A 25,592-nucleotide genomic window follows, 5' to 3' on the forward strand; every position below is an offset into this window, starting at 1 on the left:
CCATTCTGCCACAGCCAAATGAGGGATTTTTGATATGACCCGAGAAAAAGACCGCCCTCGTACAGGAACCGAGCGCACTTTACCACTGGTGGTATTGGGCGAAATTGTGATCATGCCGCACATGACTGTGCCGCTCCAGGTTGGGCAGGGCAAGTCTTATCGGGCCATGGAACAAGCGATGGAAGATGATCAACACGTGTTGTTGATCTTTGTTTCCGAGGCCGAAATTGAAGCCTATAAAGGCCACGAACCCCAACAATTACCCAAAGTTGGCGTGGTCGCTCGCTTGGAAGATTTCTCCCAATTGCCCGATGGCACGGTAAAAATTGTGCTCGAAGGGATTACCCGCGCTGAGATTGTTGATTGTGTTCAGAGCGATCCCTTCTATCGTGTAGCATGCCGCTACTTGCCAGATCAAGAACCAAAAGGCATCGAAGTCGATGCATTAATGGATACGGTCAAACAGCAAATTACTGAATTTGTCGATTATTTAGGCGAAATTCCCCAAGAAGCTGTTGCTTTTGTGCATCGCATTAACACGCCTGGCCACTTGGCCGACCTCGTGACCTACGGCCCAGCCTTCTCGTTCCAAGATCGCTTGGAATTGTTGAACGAGGCCGAACCATTAGCACGCTTGAATCGGGTCCAAGTTATTTTGGCCCGCCAATTAGAGCTGTTGCGGCTGCGAGCCAAAATTCAATCAGACACCAAAGAAGTGCTTGATCAAGGCCAAAAAGAGTATTTCTTGCGCGAACAAATGCGGGTTATCCGCCGTGAACTCGGCGAAGATGACGATGGCGATGATCCAATTGATGAATTGCGCCGCAAAGTCAACGAACTGAATGCGCCGCAATATGTCAAAGATCAAGCCTTGCACGAAATTAAGCGCTTGGCCCAACAAGGCATGAATTCGCCAGAAGCAGGCGTAATTCGCACCTACCTCGATTGGATTATTGCCCTGCCATGGAATGCCGATCAAGTTGCGGCGATTTCGTTGGTGCAATCGCGCCAAGTGCTCGACGAAGATCATTATGGCTTGGAAAAAGTTAAAGAGCGGATTTTGGAATATCTGGCGGTGCGCAAGCTCGCTGGCAGCAAAATGCGTTCGCCAATCTTGTGCTTCGTTGGCCCTCCTGGCGTGGGTAAAACCAGCCTTGGCCGCTCGATTGCCCGCGCCTTGGATCGGCCATTCGTGCGCCAATCGTTGGGTGGCGTGCACGATGAAGCCGAAATTCGCGGCCACCGCCGCACCTATATCGGTGCAATGCCAGGCCGAATTGTTCAGGGCATGAAAACCGCTAAGTCGCGCCAAGCTGTCTTTATGCTTGACGAAATCGACAAGATTGGCAATGACTTCCGTGGCGACCCAACCTCGGCGCTGCTGGAAGTACTTGATCCTGAGCAAAACAACACCTTCTCAGACCACTATCTGGAAATTCCATTTGATCTGAGCCAAGTAGTGTTTGTCGCAACCGCCAACCAACTTGAGCCAATTCCAGCGCCGCTGCGCGACCGCATGGAAATTATCGAGATTGGCGGCTATACCGAGGATGAAAAACTGGCGATTGCCCAAGGCTTCTTGTTGCCGAAGCAACGCGAGTTCCATGGCCTCGAAACCAGCCAATTAGAAGTAACCGATGCTGCTATTTTGAAGCTGATTCGCGAATATACTCGCGAAGCTGGGGTGCGTAACCTTGAGCGCGAAGTTGCAGCATTATGTCGCAAGATTGCCCGCAAGGTAGCCGAATCGCAGGACGAGGAAGCACCACAAGAAGGCAAGAAGCGCCGCAAGAAGGCTAAAAAAGCTGAGCCAATTAAATTCTTGATTGATGGCGCTGATGTGCCAACCTACCTTGGCCCCGAACACTTCAGCTTTGGCATGGCCGAAGTTGCCGATCAAGTGGGCGTAGCAACCGGCGTTGCATGGACTCCAACCGGCGGCGATATTCTCTCATTCGAAGTCTTGCCATTGACTGGCAAAGGCGAATTACGCCTGACTGGTCAATTGGGCGACGTGATGAAGGAATCGGCGCAAGCAGCAATGTCGTATGTGCGCTATCGCGCCAAAGAATTGGGCATCGAGCCAAATTACTTTGACGAGCATTCGATTCACATTCACGTTCCTGAAGGGGCAGTGCCCAAGGATGGCCCTTCGGCAGGGATTACCTTGACGATTGCCTTGATTTCGGCCATGACTGGGCGAGCTGTACGCCGCGACGTTGCCATGACTGGCGAAGTTACGCTGCGTGGCCGAGTGTTGCCAATTGGTGGCTTGAAAGAAAAAACCTTGGCAGCCCATCGCGCAGGCATCAAAACCTTCATTTTGCCCAAGGAAAACGCCAAAGATATTGTCGATCTGCCTGAAAAAGTGCGCCAAGATCTACAATTGATTCCGGTCGAAACCATGGACGAAGTGCTGACAATCGCGTTGATGCCCTTTATTCGCCAAGATGTGATCGCGAGCTAAATCAGGCTTGCGCTCATCTCAACGCCCCTTTCCTCGCACTGAGGAGAGGGGTGTTTTTTGTGAAATTATGAAGGATGAAGGATGAAGAACAAAACCACGAAGCGCACGAAGAGTACGAAGAACGATTTTTTAGCCACAGATTCCACAGATTTTTTGATTAGGGTCTACTCCCTCACCCCCCAGCCCCCTCTCCCACGAAAACGCGGGCGAGGGAGAGCACTTGCTTTCACCAAGAATCATGGACGAACCACAGGGTAAAAGCCCCGCGCACGGGCGAGAGGTTGGGGTGAGGGGATCAAGCCGTGGTTAACCTGATGTATCAGTACCTCTCTGTTCTATGCTCTCATCCTTCATCCTTCATCCTTTTCTCTGTTCTATGCTCTTTGCTCTCTGTTCTCTGTTCTTTTTTGCCTTCTGCCTTTTGACTTTTGCATTCATCCTTCATCCCTCATATTTCATCCTTTAAAAAGCGCTTCCCCCACAAACCGATTGGCTCATGAGGGAAGCAAGGGTTAGAAAAGTGAATTATTGGGCGACGGTCAGCACCAAGGCTTTGGCCAAATCGGTGAAGATGTTTGGCAAAAGCCCAACCGCGACAATCCCAATTACTGCGACGAGCACGCCCAACGAGAGCGAAGCCGTGGCATAGGTTGGTTGTGGCTCGGTGGCTTCTGCATCGCGCATCCACATCGTCACAATTACCCGCAAGTAGAAGAAGGCTGAGACGACGCTGGTAATTACCCCGATAATCGCCAGATAATCGAGGTTAGCATCCCACGCAGCACGGAAAATACCAAACTTGCTGGCAAAACCTGCTGTTGGTGGCACGCCTGCCAACGAGAACATAAACACGGTCATCGAGACCGCCAGCCATGGGCTGCGCTTGCCCAACCCGCGCAGATCCTTCAGTTCAAACACGGGCATGCCGCGATTTTCCAAGGCAATCAGCACCGCAAACGCGCCAAGGTTGGTCAAGGTGTAGGCCAACAGATAAACCGTAAAGGCGCTGATGCCTTTTTCGCTGGCAGCCAACACGCCGAGCAACATATAGCCAGCGTGCGCAATCGACGAATAGGCCAACATGCGCTTGAGGTTGCTTTGAGCAACCGCCACGATATTGCCATAGATCATGGTTGCCGCTGCAAACAGGCCAAACAGCAATTGCCACTCTGGCTTGAGCGCAGGGAAGGCCACGTTCAAAAAGCGCAACATGGCGGCAAAGGCCGCGCCCTTGGTCGCAACCGACATATAGGCGGTTACTGGCGTAGGCGCACCTTCGTACACATCAGGAGTCCAAGCGTGGAAGGGGAACATTGAAACCTTGAAGCCCAAGGCAATCAAGACAAAGCCCACCCCAGCCAACAAAATTGGATCATCAAGCGCCTTGCCAGTGCTTTGCCATGTGCTCAATTCAGTTGCAATTTGCGCCAAGTTGGTTTTACCAGTCATGCCATAGATCAAGGCGATGCCATAGACCAAGAAGCCTGCTGCAAAACCACCAAGCAACAGATATTTAATCGCTGCTTCGCCCGATTTGAACTGGGGCACGGCAAAGCCCGTCAGCACATACAACGCAATCGAAAGCGTTTCAACCCCAATAAAGATTGTTACAAGGTCGGTTGCTTGAACCAAGAACAACATCCCAGAGGTTGCAAACAGCACCAAGGGATAAAACTCGCCTTGGTTGAGATTTTGGCGTGGCATATAATCAAAGGCAATCAGCAAGGTCAATGCTGTACCTGCCAGCAAAATCCAATTTACTAACACCCCAAACTGATCAAACACCAACATGTCTGAAAAGCCTGAGACAGTTAAGCCATAATCCAGCGCACCAAGCGCCGCAGTCACGCCCAGCCCAATCAGGCTTAACGTGATCAGAACCCGCCGATCCGAGGTGAACATATCGACAATCAATACCAACATCGCCCAAATCATCAGGAATGCTGGCATGCCTAAGACTGTCCAGTTAATCTCCGGCGTGATAAATGTTAAATCATTCATTCGAACTCACGCTCCGTCTTATTGGCCAGCAATCAGTGGCGCAGCATTGGCAACGAAGGCTTCAAGTGCCTTGATCGTTGTTTCCATTGGGCGAGTAAAGTATGGTGAGTAGAGACCAATTACCAACATCAAAATACAGAGTGGCAACAAAATCGCTACTTCACGCCGAGTCAAGTCGCTCAGGTGTGGCGTACGGCGTTCGCTAAATGGCCCCGAAGCAATGCCTTGGAACATTTTGAGCAAATAGACCGCTGCCAAAATCACGCCAACTGCGGCAAACGCGGTAAACGTCCAGCCAATTGGCGAATCGAATGCGCCGAGCATAATCAAGAATTCGCCAACGAAGCCGTTCAAGCCGGGCAAGCCGACTGAGGCCATCGTGGCAAATAACAGGAAGTAGACAAACACCGGCACAACTTTCCACAAACCGCCGTAATCGGCCAATTCGCGGGTGTGAGTGCGTTCGTAAACCATCCCGATCAGCAAGAACAATGCGCCAGTGCTCAACCCGTGGTTGATCATTTGCAACACTGCGCCTTGCAAACCAACTTCATTCAGCGCGAAAATCCCCAACACGATAAAGCCCATGTGGCTAACTGATGAATAGGCAACCAGCTTTTTAATATCGCTTTGGGCATACGAAAGCACTGCGCCATAGATGATCCCGATCACTGCCAGCAAGGCAATAGGTCGTGCCCATTCTTGGGCAACTTGCGGGAACAACTGCACGCAGAAGCGAATCATGCCGTAGCCACCCATCTTTAGCAGCACTGCCGCCAGAATCACTGAGCCAGCGGTTGGTGCTTCAACGTGCGCATCAGGCAACCACGTGTGGACAGGCCACAATGGCACTTTGACCGCAAACGCCACGAAGAACGAGAGGAACAGCAATTTCAATTCGGTATCCGACAAGCCAAATTGATTGATATTGGCCATCAAGGTTTGCACCTGGAAGGCCGTATCGGTTGGCAAGCCTTGTTGCGCCAAATATTTGTAATTGAGCAAGCCCAAGGCAATAATGCCGATCAACATAAACACCGAGGCAGCGAAGGTATACAAGAAGAACTTCACTGTGGCGTAAATGCGGCGCTTGCCACCCCAAATCCCAATCAAGAAATACATTGGAATCAGGGTAAATTCCCAGAAGATATAGAACAAGAACAGGTCTTGGGCGAGAAACACGCCCAACATACCAGTTTCTTGCAACAGAATCAGCATCAAGAAGTTGTTGGTTTTGTCTTCAACATTCCAGGCACTCCAAATTGCCAATGGCGTGATGAAGGTTGTTAGCAACACCAACCACAAACTAATCCCATCAAGACCCAACTCGTAGCGCACGCCCCAATCCGGAATCCAGCTGAAATATTCGTAGAACTGGAGGCCGGCGGCATCGTACTTGAAATTGAACAAAAGTGGCAATGACACGGCGAAAACGAGTGTGCTCCAGCCCAAGGCAAAAATTCGGGCTGCTCCGCGTTGGCCGCGCATAAACGCCAGGATGATCGCACCGACGGCGGGTAAAAACACCACCAACGATAAGATCGTAAAACCTAAGTCGTTTGTATTCGTCAAGGGTTACTCCTTGTGAAGAAACAAGCCGTAGCCTGCGCTTCACGTCCTAGCGCAACGCAAAGAAGCCAAGCACGATCACCACACCGATCACAAACATCAGTGCATACGAGCGTACATAGCCCGATTGGAACGTTCGCAAGCCGCGACCCGACAAGCCAACAAGCTCTGCCGTGCCATTAACGATGCCATCAATGATTTTGACATCGAAGAACTTACCAAAGAAACTGGCCAAGGCCTTGTAGGGCTTGACTAAAACAGCGTTGTACAAGGCATCAAAGCCCCATTTTTCCTCAAGGATGGCGTAAAAATCGCCGCCCCAGTGGTGCAATAGGTCGCGTTGGTTGGGTTTGATGCGCTTGTTTTTGGCTGCCCATTGATAGAGGTAGAAGCCCGCTGCAAAGGCAAGCAAACCTAAGATCGTCACAATTGCGGCGATATTAAGGTGAAACTTCGCAGCTTCTTCTTCGACGATTGGCTCAAGCCAGGTGGTCAGTGGATGCCAGCCAGGCACATTGATCAAACCACTTGCAAGCGTCAACAGGGCCAAGCCGATCAACGGTGCAGTCATCCAACGGCTGCTTTCGTGCGCATGAATGTGTTGATCGCGTTGTTCGCCAAAGAAGACCATTGAGATTTGGCGACCCATGTAGAACGAAGTTAAAACTGCGCCCACAATCAACAATATGCCAACCGTGCGATGATCGTGATCGAAAGCATGGCCAATAATTTCGTCTTTCGACCAGAAACCTGAAACCAACGGGAAGCCAATCAAGCCCATCGTGCCGACGATATACGTCCAGAAGGTAACAGGCATTTTCTTGCGCAACCCGCCCATTTTGCGCATATCTTGTTCGTTGCCAAAGCCGTGAATCACTGAGCCAGAGCCAAGGAACAAGAGCGCTTTGAAAATCCCGTGGGTCAGCAGGTGGAACATCGCGGCAACGTATGCTCCCATACCTACAGCTGCCACCATAAAGCCCAATTGCGAAACAGTCGAGAAGGCCAGCACCTTCTTGATGTCGTATTGACCGAGCGCAATCGAAGCAGCGACCAACGCCGTTGCAACCCCAATAAAGGTTACGGTGCTTTGGACAGATGGCGCTAATTCAAAGATTGGGTGGGTGCGAATCATCAAGTACACGCCAGCAGTAACCATCGTCGCGGCGTGAATCAAGGCTGAAACTGGGGTTGGGCCAGCCATTGCATCGGGCAACCAAACAAACAGCGGAATTTGCGCCGATTTACCGGTTACGCCAAGCAACAGCATAAAGGCAATCGCCCCAGCCGCCGTGTATTGCGTGCCCATAAAGAAGGTGCTGTATTGTTGCAGCGAAAAGACCGTGCCTTGATCCAAGACTTCGCGGAAGATCAATGAATGCAAGAACGTGCCATCGGGCTTGCGCGCCAAGGCATAAATTGCAAACATCGCCATCAACAAGCCAAAGTCGCCAACCCGGTTGGTGACAAACGCTTTGACTGAAGCCCACGGTGGGTCGCGTTGTTCAAACCAGAAGCCAATCAGCAAGAACGAACACAAGCCCACACCTTCCCAACCCAAGAACAGCATCACAAAGTTGTTGCCCATCACGAGCATCAACATTGCCACAATAAACAGGTTGAGGTAGACGAAAAAGCGGGTTGGGCGTTCGTCGTGGCTCATATAGCCAATCGCATAGAGGTGAATCAACGTCCCTACGCCAGTGACCAAGAGCATCATGGTGACTGAAAGTTGGTCGATCAAGAAGCCGAAGGGAATTTTCAGATCGCCAAAGGCCATCCAGTTCCAATAGGTTACGTCAAACCAACGATTATTTTCGCCCAACGTGGTTGGGGCAGGCATGCCCAGCAACTCAATCAGCGTTACGAGGGTTAGCACAAAGCCCAAACCAACCATCAGGCTGGCAATCAAGCCAGAGCGTTTTGCGGTTGGGTTATCGCCATGGCCGTGGTGCGCGTCAGCGTGGCCATGCCCGTGATCATGCCCGTGGTCGTGGTGAGCGTTGGCACGGCTACGCCGCAAATCGTTCAACCCCAACAGGGTATTGATCACGACACCGAGCAGTGGCAGCAACGGCACAAGCCAAATTAATTCCGCCATAAGTTCTCCAGTAGACACTTCGGCAAGGTGCAAGGCCGTTGCCTAGCCCTTGAGCGTATTCACGTCATCAATATTGGTGGTCTTTTTGGCACGGAAAATCGACACCAACAGCGCCAAACCAACTGCGACTTCTGCCGCAGCGACTGCAATCACGAAAAATGTCATAATTTGGCCATCGCTCTCAGCACGCGCGCGGCTAAAAGCAATTAACGCCAAATTGGCCGAATTGAGCATCAACTCAACCGACATAAACATGATGATTACATTGCGGCGCACCAAGACCCCAACAACTCCAATCGTAAACAGAATTGCACTCAGCAATACATAGGCATTGGTTGAAATCACGATTGGCGCTCCTCGCGGGCAACCACCCGCCGACGGGTCAGCACAACTGTCCCGACTACTGCAATCAAGAGCAGAATAGAAATGACTTCAAAGGGCAAGAGATAGGTGCTAAACAATTTGGCGCTGATCGTGGTTGGTGCGCCAATATTGGTCGCATCAGCAACTGGTGCGTCGATCAGCTTGGTGCCACGATAGGCCACATAGCCAATCTCGGCCAACAATGCCACCCCAAGGATGAGGCCAGCTGGCTTTTGCCAACCAATCTTCTCCTCGCCAAGCTCAGCATTTTCAGCGCCTAAGAGCATGATCACGAATAGGAAGAGCACCATAATCGCGCCAGCATAAACCGTCACTTGAACTGCACCGAGAAACGGCGCGCGCAGCAAAAAATATAAAATGGCGACCGAGCAGAAATTCAAAATCAAAAACAGCGCACTATGCACTGCATTGCTGCTCAGCACCATTGCCAAGGCTGCCCCCACCGCCACAATGGCCGTGGTGATAAACAAAAATGTTTCCATGGACACTCCCAGATAAAGGATGAAGGATGAAGGATGAAATTCAAACCCCGTTGGCACGCCCTTCACACTTTGAACCGTTGGCTACCCTAAGCTATAAAGTAGAAGCTTGGGCGCAGAGGAAGCAAATTCAGCCTCGATTAGCCCATCCTTCATACTTCATCCTTCATACTTCATACCTTTTATAGGTCTATTTGGGCCGGTGGGTTAAGTTGTTTGCCAGTTTGTTGCAAGACTGGTGGCACTTCGCCGTGGCCTTTATCGACCGGCACCAACAACATATCTTGGGTATAGATCGAGGCGCGGCGGTCGTAGAAGGCTAATTCATATTGGTGCTCAAGCACAATTGCGTTGGTTGGGCAGGCATCTTCGCAGTAGCCACAAAAAATACAACGCAACATATTAATTTCATACACCGCAGCATGACGCTCGCCTGCAGAACGTGGATTAGCCGGATCGTTCTGGCCAGGCACAACATAAATTGCATCAGCAGGACAAGCTGCCGCACACAGCGAACACCCAATACACCGCTCTAAACCATTAGCAAAACGCTTCAGTTCATGCCGCCCCCGGAAGCGCTCGCGGACAGGCCGTTTGACCTCAGGATATTCAACGGTCACAGGCTTTTTGAAGAGATATTTCGCCGTGGTTTTGAGACCCTTAAAATAGGCCATCGTTCCTTTCAGCATTGGCGATTCCTTTCTCGGTGCGTGACTCCCATGGCGTTCACGCCAAAACCGCCACTGTGCGTCAAGCGGCGGTGCAATGTTTTTCGAATCGGTGCCGTCGCGGGCGTGTTTATTTTATCACAATCTCTTGATAAGCCAAACAGGCAGGGGAAGGGATGAAAAGAAGAACATAGAACAGAGAGCATAGAACATAGGGCTAAGGATGAAGTATGAAGGATGAGGGATGAAAACAAAAGTCAAAAGTCAAAAGTCAGAAATCAGAAATCAGAACAGAGAGCATAGAAAAGGATGAGGGATGAAATATCAAATCAAAGGTCAAAACTCAAAAATCAAAAGCGGGAGCAAAAAAAGCTATTAGCTGGGCTATCGGAATGTTTTTTAGGATGAAATTCATTCGCAATAGCCTACAGCCTATAGCCTATAGCCTCATACTTCGTGTCCTTCGTGGATCAAAATTAATATGCTCTATGCTCTCTGTTCTATGTTCTCTACTCTACAGTTCATTCCAACCAGCGAATGGATCATCGATGTGCCAACATTCGGCTGGTTGCTGCCATTCTTGATCGCTGACCAAACAGGCATCTAATTGCGGTTGCAACCAGCTTTGATCAAAATCTTGGCCAATAAAGACTAATTCTTGGCGACGATCACCAACCTGTGCATCCCACAAGGCCTCGATTTCGGCGCGCTCCTCGGCGGTTTCTGGCCACTCGCTTTGCTCGCTATCGGCCCACCATTCGCCAGCTGGCTCGACGCGACAATTTTGACCCGCCTGCGAGAGCAAGCCAGCAGTCGTTGGCTGCGAAATAACCCAAAAGAAGCCTTTGGCCCGAATCACGCCAGGCCAATCGCTATTCACAAATTCCCAAAAACGTTGGGCCGAAAATGGCCGTCGTGCCCGATAAACCCAGCTGCGAATGCCATATTCCTCAGTTTCGGGCGTGTGCTCACCACGCAATTCGGCTAGCCAGCCAGGCGCAGCGCTCGCTTGATCAAAATCAAACAAGCCAGTATTGAGAATTTCATGCAGTGGCACGTTGCCATTGGTTGCATGCACAATTTTAGCCTGCGGATTAAGCGTGGTCAATAATTCGTGCAAATGCGTTAGCTCTGCGGCACTAATCAAATCAGTTTTGTTAATTACCAGCACATTGCAAAACTCAACTTGATCGATCAATAAATCAACCAAGGTGCGTTCGTCAGCTTCATCAATTGCCAAATCGCGGTCGCGCAAATCGTGGGCAGCATTGAAATCGTGCAAAAAATTAAGTGCATCAACCACCGTCACTAACGTATCGAGCTTGGCAATTTCGCCCAAACTTACCCCAGATTCATCCTCGAAGGTAAAGGTTTCGGCCACAGGCAAGGGTTCGGAGATGCCTGTTGATTCAATGAGCAGATAATCGAAACGCCCAGCGCGAGCCAATTTGCCAACTTCCAGCAACAAATCTTCGCGCAGCGTGCAGCAAATACAGCCATTGCTGAGCTCGACCAATTGTTCTTCAACCCGATTGAGCGCCAGATCGCCTTGGCCCACCAAGCGAGCATCGATATTGACTTCGCTCATATCATTCACGATAACTGCAACCCGCAGCCCCTCGCGATTGGCCAAAATATGATTTAATAACGTGGTTTTTCCAGCCCCGAGAAACCCAGAAAGCACAGTAACCGGAAGCGGCAACTTCGACATGGAATATAATCCTTACGTAATTATTGATACCATGTATCATTATAATCGATTTTTGAATTCGTCAAGCACCATTTGACAAAACCAGCGAATTAGGCTATACTTCAGCACTGTTGAACGGCGTTTGCGTCGTAACTGAATAATCCCTGATAGCTCAGTTGGTAGAGCAATTGACTGTTAATCAATGGGTCCTAGGTTCGAGTCCTAGTCAGGGAGCCACTTCTTTTTACAAATGCATAATCCCTGATAGCTCAGTTGGTAGAGCGGTTGACTGTTAATCAGCATGTCCTAGGTTCGAGTCCTAGTCAGGGAGCCACAATCGACAAGCGTCCATCTGAGCAATCATTTGGGCGTTTGTCAATTAAGCACAAAAAATAAAGCACTGCGTGAAACACAGTCGCTTGGTATCAATAAATAATCAGGGATAACCACCTTATTCCTGATTCGGTCAACTGGCAGCGGTAGCATGAATAGCTACCATTCATAAAACTGTCTCAGCTTGCCAAGAATCTTGTCCCCTTTATCTATTCAATTGGTAAGGTGCGTTGCTCTTATAGGGGTAACTAGCTTATCGTGGTAAGACTGGTGAGTGTCGGCAAAACAACTACAGTTTTTACCACAAATAGAACTAGCTCATCTAGCAGGTTTTTAGGCGGCTGCAAGATGAGCTAGTTCTATTTTAGATTCTGGATTTTCCTCAATTTCAACCAAGTCACCAAAATCGGCCAGCGAGATCCCTAACGCCTCACAAAAACGAGCAATTGTATCGCTTGTTAGATTGATATAGGGATTGTTTTTGATAGCCGATATTCGAGATTGAGAGATATTTGTAAGCTTGGACAAATCTGTGACTTGGATTTTTCTCCGCCACATAATTTCATCCAAGTTGTTGCGAAATATCCGTTTGCTCATGGCTACCCCCTAATGGAATAGCTGAGATGATAGACTATAGTTGAGATATTGTCAATATAATGGATGAATAGTTACTATGAAAGGCCGTCAATAACTTCCACAAGTTCATCAGGTTTCACACCTAAAACTTTGCCAATAGCAAGCAGTGTCGAGTAGTTTGCATCATGGCGATCATTATTCCAGAGAGAGTACGCAGTTGCTTGGCCAATCTTTGCCTCGCGAGCCAGCTCGGCAGCCGTTTTGATACCTTGTTGCGGGGCTAATTCATTAATTCTAAATCGTAATAGCATTAGCATTCTCCTCATATAAATAATGATGTAAACAATCTCTTATTCATGGATGATTAAATCATCAATCTTAACACCTAATGCATCAGCTATTGCTATTAAGGTATCGATATTTGGTTGATATGTTGATCCGTCCCATAACTTATAGGCAGTTGTTTGGCCTATTTTAGCCTCACGGGCTAATTCTGCGGCAGTTGTTATGCCATGTTGCTGCGCAAGTTCTTTGATTCTTAACTTGGCCATAGTTTGATACCCTGCATGTATGTCATCATCGGCTATCTGAGTTAATAGATCTCCTGGAGAAACCCCGAGGATTGTGCAAACCTTATCCAAAATAGGAAGATCTATGCGTGTTGTATAGCCGCGATAGAGACCTTTGGCAGTATTATAGGAAATCTCAGCTTTATCTGCGAGATCTTGGATTGATAATCCCTTAGCTTTAGCCAGTACCCCTATATTCAATATAATCATTCATCCTCCGCTACTCCACAGGCTCCTTTGTGCTTGGCTAGCGTACAAAAACTTCACCAGGCTCGATACCCAATGCTTCGCAAATACTATCAAGAGTTTTTAAGTCTATTCTGTTTATTCTACCTTTATACAAGCCGTATGCTGTTGGATAGGATAAATGAGTTTCATCAGCAAATCGTTGTATATTCCATCCTCGCTCGTCCACAATTTCTCCGATGCGTAGATATATCATTCTTATCTCCCCGTTGCATTATGAAATCTCTGTGACTCATAACTTTATATTCATACAAAAAAAATTTATTAGACTCTACGCATCCTGCTCCAGCTCACCAGTATTTATAAGATCCATTAGTTCAACATCAAGGACTTTTGCGATGGCATTTAAAAGTAGAATATCTACTAATTCTATGGGTGAACCCGACTCTTTTCCATCTTTGGTGCTATACCAATAACGCCGAATTGTTCCCATTGCAATGGGACTATCCCTGTTTAAGCGTTGATTTACAGCTGCTAAGAGTTGGGACATATTGAACCCTTTCTCAATAGCATAATCGCGAACCCTTAGTCTTGTCATTTCAACTCCTTCGATGATTAATTCCGTTTATTATATTCATCATTATATAGAAGTCAATATATTGCTCATTGACATATAGAGTTTTATATATTATTGTATATACACAAAGAGTAGTATCCAAATAGGAGTCACAACAATGGCACACACGAAAGAAGTTACCTATAACTTCAAGAATCGGGATTTCGACGCTTATGTGAACGGCGAATATGTTGGATCATTTCCTACTGATCTGGATGCACGGATGGTCTGCAATCGCTTGGTATTGGAATTGATTGAACTGGATAATCGGGTAGTTGAGGAAGCCGAAGAAACAATGGTTGTAGCAACTGCACCAGTTATCGAAGCAATCACTCCTCCGAATAATGAATCTCCTACCTTATTAAATAAGGATGGCGCTCACACTCCTACAACTCTTTTTGAAGTTGTTGATTTCATTCCCATGCCTGTGGTCACGGCTGCCACCTATGTCAATACGCCAATTGATGCGCTTGCTCGCACCATGGTGATTTTGAGCCGCAACTGGCAACGCGCCATTCTCACAGGCCGCTATGCTGATGCCGAACGAATCGAGGCCCATGAACAGGCCGTCCGCAGTCAATTTCGTTCCCTCTCCTGTCCCCCACTCCCAATAACACCTACTGCTCAGCAGCGGCCAACGACCACCCGCCGGATTAACTATTAAACCCTTTACTGCTTTGAAGAGCAGCAAAGGGCAAAAGCATGACCGAGGTACAGATTCGACCCCTATGCCTCGGTCACGAAAAGGATGATACCTGATGGCACAGAACTATGTCAATTCCGATCGCTGCCACCGCTTGGCGCGTGCCAGCGCCATCGTGCAACTCGCGACGATTATTCAGGAAGAAGAAGGCATCGACGATAACACTGCCTACACCTTGGCCGAACACGAACTGGATGCTATCGCCGCCATCGAAGCAGCTTGGCGTGAACCGCAAGCCGTTGCAACGCTCCGCATTCTGCCAACGGCTTGGGGTGTCGTGCTCGTGCGCAACGGCTCGCGCTTGGTGGTGCATCGTGCCGATGTTCCGGCTATTCTGGAAATCTTGACCCGTTGGGTTGCATCCTAATTAATAGAGAGGATTATCGTTATGGCTGATACGGCACCAACCCAAGCAACCATTAAAGTTGAACACCAGATTCACTTCACACTTGATGGCTTTCCCTGCACGACCTCGGTCGCCGGAGCAACCGCCGATCAACTGAAGGTAGTTATTGATCGGTTGAAAGCGATCGGTGCACAACCACCAACCGCACATCCATCCCAACCAACGGCAACGGTTGCATCGACGAGCGCTCCCGCTCAACGAACGTGCCCTATTCACGGGACAGCCTTGCAGCTGCGCCAAGGTACACGACGCGGTGGAAAGCCCTACAAATTTTGGAGCTGCAACCATACCGATGCGGATGGTAACTGGTGCGATCATACCGAGAAACCATAAGCTGATCGCGAAACTGATATCATGGGTATCGCGATTGACTGACCGATGATAGATGAACCGCCAGCAGTCCAAATCAGGCTGTTGGCGGATGTTTTTTTAGCGCGAAACGGTTATGATAATGCACATTATACAAACCGCTGGAGAGTCGAGCATGCACGATGATTTATCAATCACATTAACTACCCTTGCCGCAACTACACCAACGTCAATCCAATCAACCACCAATCCCTTCATTACCTATATCGCTAGTCTGCAAAGTGCCAATAGCCAACGCACGATGGAGAAGCAGCTGCATAGGTTGGCAACAATGATGGGCTTTGCCGATGCCCATGTGGTTCCGTGGTCACAGTTGCGGGTTGAACACACCCAAGCCCTATGGGCCAAGCTTGCCAGCAGCAAATCAGCAGCAACCGCCAACCTCATGCTCTCGGCGTTACGCGGGGTGCTGAAAATGGCCTGGCGCATGGGCTTAATGAGTGGCGAGGACTACACGCGAGCGGTTGATCTCAAAACGGTCAAAGGGAATACCCCTGATGCCGCTGCGGGCCGATCGCTTACCGCTGCCGAACTCCGTGCCTTGTTCGCCGCGTGTGCTGCTGATCTATCACCCGTTGGGCGACGCGATGCAGCGATTCTAGCATTGGCCTATGCAGCTGGTGGCTTGCGGCGCGCTGAGATCGTCAATCTCGATCTGGCAGACTTTAATTCTGAAACGGCGATGCTGACCATTCGTGGCAAGGGCAATAAAGTACGAACCGCCTATGTGCGGGGTGGTGCACGTGATGCCCTCGACGAGTGGCTGGCAGTACGTGGCGATGAAACAGGACCACTGTTTTGGCGCTTACAAGCTGGTGGTGTGGCAGGCCAGATGTATGAACGACTCAGTGATCAGTCGATTTATATGTTGTGCCAGCGGCGGGGGAAGGAGGCCAATGTTAGGCACTTCAGCCCACATGATATTCGCCGAACCTTTATTAGTGATCAACTCGATGCAGGAACCGATGTGTTGACGGTTGCTCGGTTGGCTGGCCACAGTAATGCCAACACCACCAGCCGCTATGATCGGCGGGGTGAGCGAGCGAAACAAGTTGCGGCTGATGCATTGCACGTGCCGTTTATTTCGAATACTCAATAACATATAATTTTGGTTTAATCAGTCGGTATTGTTTTTTGGTACTCTACCAATTCAATATATTGTCTCTTGATATCTTGAATCATATTTCTCCTTTGTAATTTATTATTTATCAATAATTTATATATATATTTATATAAATTATATGATTCTTTGTATCCATTAATAGTTAAATGATAATTGCTTCTCCTTGTAGCTTTTCTTATAAATTTCTTTATTTTCATAATTTTCTCATTACTTGTTTCATAACTATTATTGTTATGCAAAATATCATGATTCTTTATTGTATTAATTTCCTTTTTCTCAATAGCTTTTATAATTTTTTTATAAACAGATAAGTTATAGTTATCTTCATTCGCATAAATATTAATTAATAATCTATCACATTTATATTCCTGATTATTATATATAACCTTATTTACAGCACTCAGTACTATATATTTCATAATCTTTTTATTATTTATATCATAATCACTATAAAATGATATCTTTTCGATAATATTAATAAATTCCTCTAAAAAGTCATGTATAATTTCCATTTCAGAATGAGAAGGATTCATAGCATTCTGTTCTGTAAGTTTACTTCTAATTAAATTATGATATGCAATTACCAAACTAGGATTAGCTATATCAATATTTTCTTTTATGTGATATAGAATTTTATCTTTCTTACTTATCAATAAATCATTATTATGGTAAGAATCTGGATAAAACAAGATATCTATCGTTAAAAAAATATCTGAAATCATTGGTAAGAATAAAACTTTATATATATTATCATGATATTTTAGAGACTCTTGTCTTTTTAATTGATTCATTGAGTTCTTTGCTTGAAGAAAATTCAGAAGTGCAACTATTATAGTTGCTGAAATTGTTGCTATGGCAATTAATGCAGTTTCACTCATAACAATCCTTATGCAAATAGTTTATTTAAACTATAAGTCAGTATAGCATATAGCTTTAGAAGGCTGCTTGACAACTCTTCATGACTACTGGTATAGTATTCGTACCGTAAGGACGGATGACCGCCTACGATGTGTGCAACACATCGGGGCGTTTTTTATTTCCCCACTGAGGAGGGGATATGCTTCCAGAGACGCTACGCACCATCTATGGCGATCCGGATGCGGATGCAACAGAATTTGGCACCAAGTACTTTGTCTGGGGAACACCGCTCGACACCAATCCAGCGACACCCAGCACACCCACGCAGCGGCGGCTCTGTGGCGCACGCTTTACCTATCGGATTCGCCCAGGCGAAAGCAATCATGAGTTCGAAGCCCGAATTCATACAGTAGCGTTGAAATTCCTGAGCGGCAGCGGCACGCTGTATATCGAAGGCGAGATGACCTTTAGTCGCCATCGCTATACCGAAGCAGCCCTGATTCTGTATCATCCGCCCATTGTTGCGCCGATCGAGGTGCCAAAAATGCTCCGTCGTCCATCCGCTGCGGCCTAAAGCGTCACAGCCGGAACAATCGAATCATCTGGATAGTCAGTAGTTACGAGACGCGGCTATCAACCCTCACCTGAGGGTTGGTGGCCGCTTTTTTTATGTCCGTTGGAGGAATCACCCATGACCGAAGGAGACTTGCTCAAAGTGTATGGCCCCAGCCTCTTTTTGGTGGGGTGGTTCCTCTACCGCGAAGTCTGGCCATTACTCAAAGAACGGCTACGGCCCGACCTGGTGGCCCAACGTCGCAAGGCAGAAGCCCAAGCCGAAGCCAAGGTTTTGACCGCCTTTATCGACAACACCGTTGCCATGACCGGGCTGAAGCACACCTTAGAAGTCGTGTCGGATGAAATGAGTCGCCTGCGCGAAGGCCAAGAAGTCCATACCCAGTTACTGGCCGAGCTGTTTGGCTTTTTACGCCATCCACGCCCAAGTCCGAAACCCAGTACCCAACGCCAACCTAGCAAAAAAGGAGAGTCCGTATGACCACTGCTGTTTCACCATCGCTCGTGACCACTCTCGTGCAGCTGCTCCTCGCCGTGCTTGTCCCACTGGCGCTCGCCGTCGCCGCGCGGATCGGTCGCCGCATCGCCCGCGCGCTCGAAGATAAAGCGACGGCCCTGCTTAGTCGTGAAGAGCGTGACACGCTCTATGGGGCGATCAAGGTTGGCCTGCGAGTAGCCCAAAGCTATGGCATTACGCCCGAGGGTGTGCGCCACCAGATCGAAGAAAAGGGTGTGGATGCGGCACGCCGCTACTTGGGTGAGCTGGGCCTACGCTTTGATCCGAAATTTCTCGTTGACTTGCTGCATGCCGAGTATCAGAAGCAATTTGGAGCACCCACGTCATGACCTTCGTGATCGATCTGCGCTGGCGGAAGCATTATCGTCCGGTGGGTACGGGCTGGGACTATCGCCCCAAAGGTATCAAGCCCAGCTCCGTCGTGATTCACACGACCAATGGCAATCGCGGCAGCAGCTTTGACGGAGAAGCCGACTACTTAGAAGCCAGTAGCGGCGTGGGTGCGCATTATTTGGTTGGCCAACGTGGCCAGATTGCCGAGATTCTGCCGCCGATCTATCGCGCCTGGCATGCGGGTGCGGCGAAGGATGACTGGATCAACAGTCGCTCGATTGGGATCGAATGTCATCACGCCGTCGGCGAAGCATGGACTCCCGAACAACGCGCGGCGCTCGCATGGCTCTGCCAACGCCTAATGGCCGACTGGTCGATGGTGCTTGGCGCGATTGAAACCCATCGCTTTGTCGCGCTCCCTGCTGGACGCAAGCCCGATCCGTCCGACTGGACCGATCGCAGCTTCTATGCCTGGCGTGATGGCTTGATCGATCCGGTGCAACCAGCCGGAACCTATCCGGTAGCCCTAGAACTCAAGGTGGCATGGCAAAGTAGCGGTGGTCTGTGGCATCCGTCCCAGTTTGCCCCGGGCTATGCCCTCACTCCCTTCTTCCGCCATCCCGATGGCCATCAGTATCAACTCTTCGAGCGCAGTGGCGCACGCTTTACGCCGCACGGCAGCATCGAATGGTTGTTTACCGAGGAAGTCGAACGTTTCAAACAGTGGTGGCGAACCCACCCATAATGTCGCCTTGGCGACGATCAGCGGCGGTGCGGCTGCGCCGTGGGCGGGGCTAGAGCAGCAACTTGGCTGTGTTCCCCCGCCCCACCGCATCATTTTTTCAAGGAGTATTCATGCCACGTCGCCTTCCAGCTGACCAAATCACGCTGTTTTGGCAGGCCTATGATGCCAGTGGCAATGCAAGTGCAGCGGGTCGCATTGCGGGCCTGAGTAAAGATCAAGCCCATCGCCTGCTCAAGAAACGGGGTGAGCGGCCCGTGGCCACCGTGACCCGTGCCCAGCTCGAAGCGGTGCTCCAGCAGGTCGACACGCTGGCGACCGATGTACAGACTATCCGCCAACGGCTGCTGCGGTTAGTGGCCCTCGTGCCCGCCGCACCCATTTCGGGTCACGACCGCCCTATTTCGCATCACTAACGCATCATTTCGAATCAATTTCGGATCACCCTGAGGCTGCCATGGGACGCAAAAGCACGATTACCGATGACCTTGCCAACCAGCTGCTCGCCGCTGCCAAAGCGGGATCGAGCCAACGCCAAATCGCGCGGGACTTCGGGTTATCGGTCAGTACCGTGCAGCGCTTTTTCGAATCACTGCCGACGGCGACCGCGCCGACGCTCGTGCAGCATGCGGCGGTCGTCGAGCGGGCTGGCTCATCCCTCTGGGATAGTCGCTCGGCATTAAGTGAGAACTACCAACGGGTGCTTGATCTGGTGAACAAGCTCGAAATGGGCATTGTCGAAGTCGATGGCGAGTACACCAGTCGCACACCCATTGCCGTGCATGTTGCGGCGCTGCGGGAAGTGCGCGAGCACATCAAAACCAGCCTAGCCATTCTCAAGTTATTGATCGATGTCGACGAAGTGCGGCGGTTTCAGCAAGCAGTGATCGATGCCATTGGAGAGGCGGATGAATCGACCAAACAACGCATCCTTGCCATCCTCCAGGCGCGACACGCTCTGGAATTCACTCTTTTCCGATCTTAGTCTCGCCTTTGGCGGCAAACGCACGGTCTTGCCCTATGCCCATGATCCCGTGGCCTATGCCCGCGAGGTGTTAGGGGAAGTCTGGTGGACAAAGCAGGAGCTGATCGCGCGGTCGTTGCTCACGCCGCCGTATCGCACGCTGGTCAAAGCCTGCCATAAGGTTGGCAAAACCCACCTTGGCGGTGGCTTAGTCAACTGGTGGTACGACAGTTTTGATCCGGGACTGGTGCTGACAACCGCCCCCACCGATCGCCAAGTGCGTGACCTACTCTGGAAAGAAGTGCGGATGCAGCGGCGCGGACGATCAGGCTTTACCGGCCCTAAGTCCCCGCGCTTGGAGAGTACGCCCGACCATTTCGCTCATGGCTTCACCGCCAAAGATGGTGACTCGTTTCAAGGCCATCACTCGCCGCATACCTTGTTCATCTTTGACGAAGCCGTTGGCGTAGCGAGTGTGTTTTGGGAAACTGCCGAGTCGATGTTCAACGAAGGCGGCGCATGGCTAGCGATTTTCAATCCGACTGATACCAGCTCGCAAGCGTATGCCGAGGAATTGAGTGGCGGCTGGCATGTCATTTCGATGAGTGTGCTGGAGCATCCCAACATTCTAGCCGAATTGCAGGGCTTTCCGCCGCCGTTTCCCTCGGCGATTCGCCTGAGCCGCGTCGATACCTTACTCAAGAAATGGTGTCGGGCACTCAGTCCCGAAGAGCCAAAACGGGCCACGGATATTCTGTGGCGGGATGCATGGTATCGCCCTGGACCGATCGCGGAAGCGCGGCTCTTGGGGCGCTGGCCATCGCAGGCGACCAACAATGTCTGGAGTGATGGCGCGTTTCAGGTGGCGGAAAGCCTGATCCTGCCCGCGAGTGATGAACCGTGCGAACTGGGCTGTGATGTGGCCCGCTATGGCGATGACTTTACCGAGATTCATGTGCGGCGGGGTGGCCATAGTCTCTATCACGAAGCGGCCAATGGCTGGAGTACGGTCGAAACCGCTGGCCGCTTGAAACAGTTGGCCAACGAATATGGACGGATCTGTGGGGTCGATGGACGGGCCATCGCGGTCAAAATCGACGATGACGGCATCGGCGGCGGCGTGATCGATCTCGCCGACGGCTACACCTTCCTCGGTGTCAGTGGGGCACGCACGGCCTACGACCCCGAGAAGTATCCCAATCGTCGGAGCGAGTTGTGGTTCAGCGTGGCCGATCGGGCCATGGAGCAGCGCCTCAGTTTCGTCGCGCTCGATGCGGAAACGCGCCGCGAGTTACGTCGCCAGGCGATGGCTCCCACGTGGAAGCAGGATAGTCAAGGACGGCGGGTCGTCGAGCCAAAAGCCGACACCAAGAAACGCATTAAGCGCAGTCCCGATGGTATGGATGCCGTCAATCTGGCCTACGCACCAGCACTGATTGTCAGTTTTGGCCCAACGTTATGGTAAGAAAGCAGCAGGAATAGGTATGTTTCCACCAACCGCGACTAGTAGCATCATTAGCCAGCATCTGCATGGGCAGCGTTTGGCGGATGATTTTCAACGCCTGCAGCAGTTTCGCGCGGCGTGGGAAGCCTATCGCAAGCAGGATACCCCGCCGCTGCCGATCGAAGCGGGGCGGCCCAACGACAACGTGCGGGTCAATCTGATTAAGCTGATTGTCCAAACCTCGGTCTCATTCTTGTTTGGCGATCAGGTTGCCTTTACCGTGCCTGATGCACCGCCCGATGATGCCCGTATCCAGTATCTTGAGCGTGTCTGGACCGCCGCCAAAAAGATGACATGGCTCTACAAGCAAGGCATCAATGGCGGCTTGTGTGGCCATATCTTCGCCCGCATCTACCCCGATCAGCCCATCCCGCGCATCGTGATTCTCGATCCGGCGACCGTGACTGTACGCTGGGCGGCGGACGATCTAGATCGCGTGGAATGCTACCTCATTGACTACACCGCCTACGAATGGCAGGGCAATCGCGAAGTGCTCGTCAGCATTCGCCAACGCATCGAGCGTACTGATACCGGCTGGCGCATTCTTGACCAACGGAGCCAGCCTGACAAACACGCCTTTGATACTTTGCATGAAGCGCCATGGCCCTATCCCTTCCCGCCAATCGTCGATAGCCAGAACCTCGCCGCCCCGAATGAATACTGGGGTGAAGCGGATATCACGCCTGACCTGATTGCCCTGGTCAACGCCGGTGATTTCACCTTATCCAACCAACAACGGATTGTGCGCTTCTATGCCCAGCCGCTCACGGTGGCCAAGGGTATGGACCCCGCCCAACTCAAGCATGGGCGTGACCGCACGGTCTTCATTCCAGCGAATGCCGATTTAGGCATTGTCGAGATGCAAAGCGAGTTAGCGGGCAGCCTTGAGCATCATAGCCGGATCAAAAGCAGTATTCACGAGGTGGCCCAAACCCCCGAGATTGCCACGGGCAAGGTCGATGACTTGGGCAATCTGAGCGGTTTAGCTTTGAACATCCTCTATGGCCCCTTGCTCCAAAAGACCGTGCAAAAGCGCATGCTGTATGGCGATTTCCTGAGCGAACTCAATCGCCGCCTGCTGATCATTGGTGGGTTTCCTGAGACTACCACCACCGTGGTCTGGGATTCCATGCTGCCGACCGACCCACAAGCCGAACGCGCCGTTGCGCAGGCCGATCGTGCGCTCGGCGTAAGTGAAGCCACAATCTTGACCCAACTGGGCTATGACCCCGCCCATGAACGAGAACAACGCCAGGCCGAAACGCCAGCGGACAACGACCCAACACCACCCAAAGGAGATGATGATGCGACGAATCCTGATTCCGAATCGCCTGCTGAACGCTGATGATGGTGGCGGCGGTGGTGGTGATCCCACGCCACCCGCTGCACCGCCAAGTCCCGCGCCAGCACCAGTGCCTGTGCCTGCTCCAGCGCTGCACCCTACCGCGTCACCAGCTGCACCACCTGCTGCGGATACCGGGGTGGCAACTCTGCAAGCACGCTTGGCCACGCTGGAAACACAACTCGAAGCCGACCGCGCGGCGTTACGCACCGAGCGCGGCGCACGCCTGATTGAGCAAACGGCTGCGGCCCATGGCCTCGATGCCGGCTTGCTGGGCCGCCTCGTTACCCCCGAATTTGATGAGCATGGGCAACCAAAACCGCTCGATACGGCCATTGCCAGCCTGCTCACGACCTATCCCTACTTGGCCAAGCAATCAGGCCCTGGTGGTGCGACGACACCGGCATCGGCAGGAACCAGTCCCGCCAATCCGGCGCGGCCACCAGCGTTGACCAAGGCCGCGATTGAACGCATGACTCCTGAGCAAATCAATACCAACTGGGAGGCGATTCAAGCCTTCTTAGCCCGCCAAAGCTAGGCACGAGCTGCACGTATTCCGTGCGAGAAAGGACCCACCATGGCCCTGAGTAATTTCATTCCGGTAGTCTGGAGTGCGCGGATTCTCTCGAATCTGCATCGCGCCCATGTCTACGGGCAAGCAGGCGTAGTCAATCGCGATTATGAAGGCGAGATTCGCGATGTTGGCGATACCGTCAAGATCAATAGCATTGGCCCCGTCACGATCGGGAATTACACCAAGAATACCAACATTGGTGATCCCGAAACCTTGACCGATGCCCAAATGACCTTGCTGATCAACCAAGCCAAATACTTCAACTTCCAAGTCGACGATATTGATCGCGCGCAGCAAAAGCCGAGTGTGATGGATGAAGCCATGAAGGAAGCGAGCTATGGCTTGCGCGATGTCAGCGATACCTTCATTGCCTCGCTCTATACCGGCGTTGCCGCTGGCAACGTGATTGGCAATGACACCACGCCAGTGACTCCCACCAGTGCCAATGCCTACGACTACCTCGTCGATTTGGGCACGCTGCTCGATGAGGCCAATGTCCCAACCGAAGGCCGCTGGTCGATTGTCCCACCATGGTTTCACGGCTTATTGCTCAAAGATGATCGCTTCGTCGGCGTTGGCTCGGCGAGCAGCGATCAGGTGTTGCGCAATGGCGAAATTGGCACCGCAGCGGGCTTTCGCGTGTTGAAGTCGAATAGTGTGCCCAACGTGGCCGGAGCCAAATACAAGATTATGGCGGGTCACCCCATGGCTATTTCCTTTGCCGAACAAATCGTCAAGGTCGAAGGCTATCGCCCAGAAAAGCGCTTTGCCGATGCCGTGAAGGGCTTGCATGTCTATGGCGCAAAGGTCGTGCGGCCCACCGCCTTCGCCGTCATGACCGCAAATCGCAGCTAGCTACGCGCACGTGCGCAGCCCAAGGAGGTTTAGATGTGGGTCTTAAATACCGAAACTGGTGTGACATGGGAAGTCGAAGGTGAACTGGCCGAGCGGCTCGCCGCCGATCCGGTCTATCGCGTCGTCGATGCGCCGATCGATGAGGCCGCTGCGGACGAAGGGAAGCAGACCAAGAAAGCTTCCACAAAATAAGGATAGGCTGCCATGCTGTATGTGAGCGTTGCTGACGTTCAAGCCCAATTAGATGATGCACCCGCCGATCCCGACCTTATCGAACCCTATGTGGTGCGGGCCTCGGATATTGTGCGCTCGGCATTACGCGCCATGCTGCGTGATCCATCCTTTGAGTTTGTCCCGAATCCGGTCGCCACGATGCGCGTCGTGACTGGCCTGCCATTGCCCACCTTGACGCTCGAGGCGCATGTGATTGGCAGTATTAGCCTGATTGAGCAACGCATCCATGGCGCATGGCAGCCACTGCCCGTTGCTGCATGGCTCGAAGATGGGGTTGATCACAGCGCGCCCCGGTTAAGGCCTGTGAACATTTGTTCTCTACGCCAGGGTAGGATGATCATGCCGCTGGTTCGCGCACCATCGCCCCGGACGGATGATCGGCAGCATCGATCCGCTGGCTCGCTGCGATCACGCGACGAAAACCATAGCTTGCTCGCGATTGTTCATAGCCCAGACGCACATAGAAGGCATGGGCCCAGGTGCGGTGTACTCCCGAGCGGAGCCGTACCTCGGGATACCCCACCTGTGCAGCCCAGTGTTCACATGCCTGAATCAGCTGCGTGCCAATCCCCTGCTGCCGCCGCGTCGGCGTGACGACAATGCCGCCAATCTCGGCATACCCCTCCGTCTCCAGCAGGCGCACGCCATAGACATGGACCCAGCCCACGATCACCTGCGCATCCTCGGCCACAAACAGCCCGGTATCCGGCCAGTCCCGCAGCCGCTCCAGGCGACGCACCACATCAGCCGGTGTCGTAGGATAGCCCAGATCAGCACTGAGCGCAGCGACGGTCACCGCATCGGACTGGATCATTGGGCGAAGCAGCATGAGGAGTCCTCGTGAACAGGTCGAGCG

Annotated in this window: 30 protein-coding genes and 2 tRNA genes; 18 read left to right on the forward strand and 14 right to left on the reverse strand. The window is 51.3% G+C overall.

The window, feature by feature from the left end; all coding sequences use genetic code 11:
* Positions 1-34 precede the first annotated feature (34 nt).
* Positions 35-2,467 (forward strand): endopeptidase La, encoded by a 2,433-nt coding sequence (gene lon, locus C5S61_RS00380; RefSeq protein ID WP_110513166.1) that lies wholly within the window; start codon positions 35-37, stop codon positions 2,465-2,467.
* A 525-nt stretch (positions 2,468-2,992) separates the two neighbouring features.
* Here the strand turns inward: lon and C5S61_RS00385 are convergent.
* The 7 genes from C5S61_RS00385 to zigA all read right to left on the reverse strand — a co-directional run bounded on the left by C5S61_RS00385 (position 2,993) and on the right by zigA (position 11,380).
* Positions 2,993-4,468 (reverse strand): NADH-quinone oxidoreductase subunit N, encoded by a 1,476-nt coding sequence (locus C5S61_RS00385; protein WP_110513167.1) that lies wholly within the window; start codon positions 4,466-4,468, stop codon positions 2,993-2,995.
* 18 nt (positions 4,469-4,486) lie between these two features.
* A complete protein-coding gene (locus C5S61_RS00390; protein WP_110513168.1) occupies positions 4,487-6,040 on the reverse strand; it encodes a complex I subunit 4 family protein in 1,554 nt (517 codons plus the stop codon).
* A 46-nt stretch (positions 6,041-6,086) separates the two neighbouring features.
* Positions 6,087-8,138, reverse strand: a complete 2,052-nt coding sequence (gene nuoL, locus C5S61_RS00395; protein WP_110513169.1) for an NADH-quinone oxidoreductase subunit L — start codon at positions 8,136-8,138, stop codon at positions 6,087-6,089.
* 42 nt (positions 8,139-8,180) lie between these two features.
* Positions 8,181-8,483 (reverse strand): NADH-quinone oxidoreductase subunit NuoK, encoded by a 303-nt coding sequence (nuoK, locus tag C5S61_RS00400; protein WP_054537138.1) that lies wholly within the window; start codon positions 8,481-8,483, stop codon positions 8,181-8,183.
* Positions 8,480-9,004 carry an NADH-quinone oxidoreductase subunit J family protein gene (locus C5S61_RS00405; protein WP_054537139.1) on the reverse strand — a complete coding sequence of 175 codons (525 nt, stop codon included), beginning with the start codon at positions 9,002-9,004 and terminating at the stop codon, positions 8,480-8,482. Before C5S61_RS00405 ends, nuoK begins: the two co-directional genes overlap by 4 nt.
* A gap of 179 nt (positions 9,005-9,183) precedes the next feature.
* Positions 9,184-9,690, reverse strand: coding sequence for an NADH-quinone oxidoreductase subunit NuoI (nuoI, locus tag C5S61_RS00410; RefSeq protein WP_054537140.1), 507 nt, complete (start codon positions 9,688-9,690; stop codon positions 9,184-9,186).
* A gap of 493 nt (positions 9,691-10,183) precedes the next feature.
* Positions 10,184-11,380, reverse strand: coding sequence for a zinc metallochaperone GTPase ZigA (gene zigA / locus C5S61_RS00415; protein ID WP_110513170.1), 1,197 nt, complete (start codon positions 11,378-11,380; stop codon positions 10,184-10,186).
* Positions 11,381-11,520: 140 nt separating this feature from the next.
* Here zigA and C5S61_RS00420 point away from each other — a divergent pair.
* Positions 11,521-11,596 (forward strand) — tRNA-Asn (locus C5S61_RS00420).
* A 21-nt stretch (positions 11,597-11,617) separates the two neighbouring features.
* Positions 11,618-11,693, forward strand: a tRNA-Asn gene (locus tag C5S61_RS00425).
* A gap of 332 nt (positions 11,694-12,025) precedes the next feature.
* Here C5S61_RS00425 and C5S61_RS00430 read toward each other — a convergent pair.
* The 5 genes from C5S61_RS00430 to C5S61_RS00450 all read right to left on the reverse strand — a co-directional run bounded on the left by C5S61_RS00430 (position 12,026) and on the right by C5S61_RS00450 (position 13,621).
* Entirely contained in the window at positions 12,026-12,289 is a 264-nt protein-coding gene (locus tag C5S61_RS00430) for a helix-turn-helix domain-containing protein (protein ID WP_110513171.1), read from the reverse strand.
* A gap of 74 nt (positions 12,290-12,363) precedes the next feature.
* A complete protein-coding gene (locus C5S61_RS00435; RefSeq protein WP_164689139.1) occupies positions 12,364-12,579 on the reverse strand; it encodes a helix-turn-helix domain-containing protein in 216 nt (71 codons plus the stop codon).
* Positions 12,580-12,618: 39 nt separating this feature from the next.
* Complete coding sequence (locus C5S61_RS00440; protein ID WP_110513173.1) at positions 12,619-13,047, reverse strand: helix-turn-helix domain-containing protein; 429 nt, start codon at positions 13,045-13,047, stop codon at positions 12,619-12,621.
* A 37-nt stretch (positions 13,048-13,084) separates the two neighbouring features.
* Positions 13,085-13,279 carry a helix-turn-helix domain-containing protein gene (locus tag C5S61_RS27520; RefSeq protein ID WP_110513174.1) on the reverse strand — a complete coding sequence of 65 codons (195 nt, stop codon included), beginning with the start codon at positions 13,277-13,279 and terminating at the stop codon, positions 13,085-13,087.
* 75 nt (positions 13,280-13,354) lie between these two features.
* The gene (locus C5S61_RS00450; RefSeq protein ID WP_110513175.1) at positions 13,355-13,621 is read right to left on the reverse strand and encodes a hypothetical protein; all 267 of its coding nucleotides are present in this window, start codon (positions 13,619-13,621) and stop codon (positions 13,355-13,357) included.
* 136 nt (positions 13,622-13,757) lie between these two features.
* Here C5S61_RS00450 and C5S61_RS00455 point away from each other — a divergent pair, with 136 nt between their 5' ends.
* From C5S61_RS00455 to C5S61_RS00470, 4 genes are all read left to right on the forward strand, one after another.
* Complete coding sequence (locus C5S61_RS00455; RefSeq protein WP_110513176.1) at positions 13,758-14,303, forward strand: hypothetical protein; 546 nt, start codon at positions 13,758-13,760, stop codon at positions 14,301-14,303.
* 94 nt (positions 14,304-14,397) lie between these two features.
* Positions 14,398-14,709 (forward strand): hypothetical protein, encoded by a 312-nt coding sequence (locus tag C5S61_RS00460; RefSeq protein WP_110513177.1) that lies wholly within the window; start codon positions 14,398-14,400, stop codon positions 14,707-14,709.
* 21 nt (positions 14,710-14,730) lie between these two features.
* Positions 14,731-15,081 (forward strand): hypothetical protein, encoded by a 351-nt coding sequence (locus C5S61_RS00465; protein ID WP_110513178.1) that lies wholly within the window; start codon positions 14,731-14,733, stop codon positions 15,079-15,081.
* 151 nt (positions 15,082-15,232) lie between these two features.
* Entirely contained in the window at positions 15,233-16,216 is a 984-nt protein-coding gene (locus C5S61_RS00470) for a tyrosine-type recombinase/integrase (RefSeq protein ID WP_164689140.1), read from the forward strand.
* A 14-nt stretch (positions 16,217-16,230) separates the two neighbouring features.
* Here the strand turns inward: C5S61_RS00470 and C5S61_RS00475 are convergent, their stop codons facing one another.
* Entirely contained in the window at positions 16,231-17,118 is an 888-nt protein-coding gene (locus tag C5S61_RS00475; RefSeq protein WP_110513180.1) for a hypothetical protein, read from the reverse strand.
* Between the two features lie 179 nt (positions 17,119-17,297).
* Between C5S61_RS00475 and C5S61_RS00480 the strand changes: the two genes are divergently transcribed.
* The 11 genes from C5S61_RS00480 to C5S61_RS26690 all read left to right on the forward strand — a co-directional run bounded on the left by C5S61_RS00480 (position 17,298) and on the right by C5S61_RS26690 (position 24,694).
* Entirely contained in the window at positions 17,298-17,672 is a 375-nt protein-coding gene (locus tag C5S61_RS00480; protein WP_110513181.1) for a hypothetical protein, read from the forward strand.
* Positions 17,673-17,789: 117 nt separating this feature from the next.
* Positions 17,790-18,152, forward strand: coding sequence for a hypothetical protein (locus tag C5S61_RS00485; protein WP_110513182.1), 363 nt, complete (start codon positions 17,790-17,792; stop codon positions 18,150-18,152).
* On the forward strand, positions 18,149-18,517 hold the full coding sequence (locus tag C5S61_RS00490; protein WP_110513183.1) for a hypothetical protein: 369 nt from the start codon (positions 18,149-18,151) through the stop codon (positions 18,515-18,517). The genes C5S61_RS00485 and C5S61_RS00490 overlap by 4 nt, the downstream gene beginning before the upstream one ends.
* On the forward strand, positions 18,514-19,266 hold the full coding sequence (locus C5S61_RS00495; protein WP_110513184.1) for a peptidoglycan recognition protein family protein: 753 nt from the start codon (positions 18,514-18,516) through the stop codon (positions 19,264-19,266). The genes C5S61_RS00490 and C5S61_RS00495 overlap by 4 nt, the downstream gene beginning before the upstream one ends.
* Positions 19,267-19,376: 110 nt before the next feature.
* Complete coding sequence (locus C5S61_RS00500) at positions 19,377-19,679, forward strand: hypothetical protein (RefSeq protein WP_110513185.1); 303 nt, start codon at positions 19,377-19,379, stop codon at positions 19,677-19,679.
* Positions 19,680-19,720: 41 nt separating this feature from the next.
* Positions 19,721-20,248, forward strand: coding sequence for a helix-turn-helix domain-containing protein (locus tag C5S61_RS00505; protein ID WP_110513186.1), 528 nt, complete (start codon positions 19,721-19,723; stop codon positions 20,246-20,248).
* Positions 20,172-21,692, forward strand: coding sequence for a hypothetical protein (locus C5S61_RS00510; RefSeq protein ID WP_240614382.1), 1,521 nt, complete (start codon positions 20,172-20,174; stop codon positions 21,690-21,692). The genes C5S61_RS00505 and C5S61_RS00510 overlap by 77 nt, the downstream gene beginning before the upstream one ends.
* A 19-nt stretch (positions 21,693-21,711) precedes the next feature.
* Positions 21,712-23,076 (forward strand): phage portal protein, encoded by a 1,365-nt coding sequence (locus tag C5S61_RS00515; RefSeq protein ID WP_110513188.1) that lies wholly within the window; start codon positions 21,712-21,714, stop codon positions 23,074-23,076.
* Positions 23,036-23,611: a hypothetical protein gene (locus tag C5S61_RS26685; protein ID WP_164689141.1), complete on the forward strand. Its 576-nt coding sequence runs from the start codon at positions 23,036-23,038 to the stop codon at positions 23,609-23,611. Before C5S61_RS00515 ends, C5S61_RS26685 begins: the two co-directional genes overlap by 41 nt.
* A 39-nt stretch (positions 23,612-23,650) precedes the next feature.
* Positions 23,651-24,502 carry a phage major capsid protein gene (locus C5S61_RS00525; RefSeq protein WP_054537161.1) on the forward strand — a complete coding sequence of 284 codons (852 nt, stop codon included), beginning with the start codon at positions 23,651-23,653 and terminating at the stop codon, positions 24,500-24,502.
* Between the two features lie 33 nt (positions 24,503-24,535).
* Positions 24,536-24,694 (forward strand): hypothetical protein, encoded by a 159-nt coding sequence (locus C5S61_RS26690; protein WP_164689142.1) that lies wholly within the window; start codon positions 24,536-24,538, stop codon positions 24,692-24,694.
* Between the two features lie 379 nt (positions 24,695-25,073).
* Here the strand turns inward: C5S61_RS26690 and C5S61_RS00530 are convergent, their stop codons facing one another.
* The gene (locus C5S61_RS00530; protein ID WP_110513189.1) at positions 25,074-25,565 is read right to left on the reverse strand and encodes a GNAT family N-acetyltransferase; all 492 of its coding nucleotides are present in this window, start codon (positions 25,563-25,565) and stop codon (positions 25,074-25,076) included.
* Between the last annotated feature and the right edge of the window lie 27 nt (positions 25,566-25,592).

The organism is Herpetosiphon llansteffanensis (genome assembly GCF_003205875.1).
Classification (GTDB): domain Bacteria; phylum Chloroflexota; class Chloroflexia; order Chloroflexales; family Herpetosiphonaceae; genus Herpetosiphon; species Herpetosiphon llansteffanensis.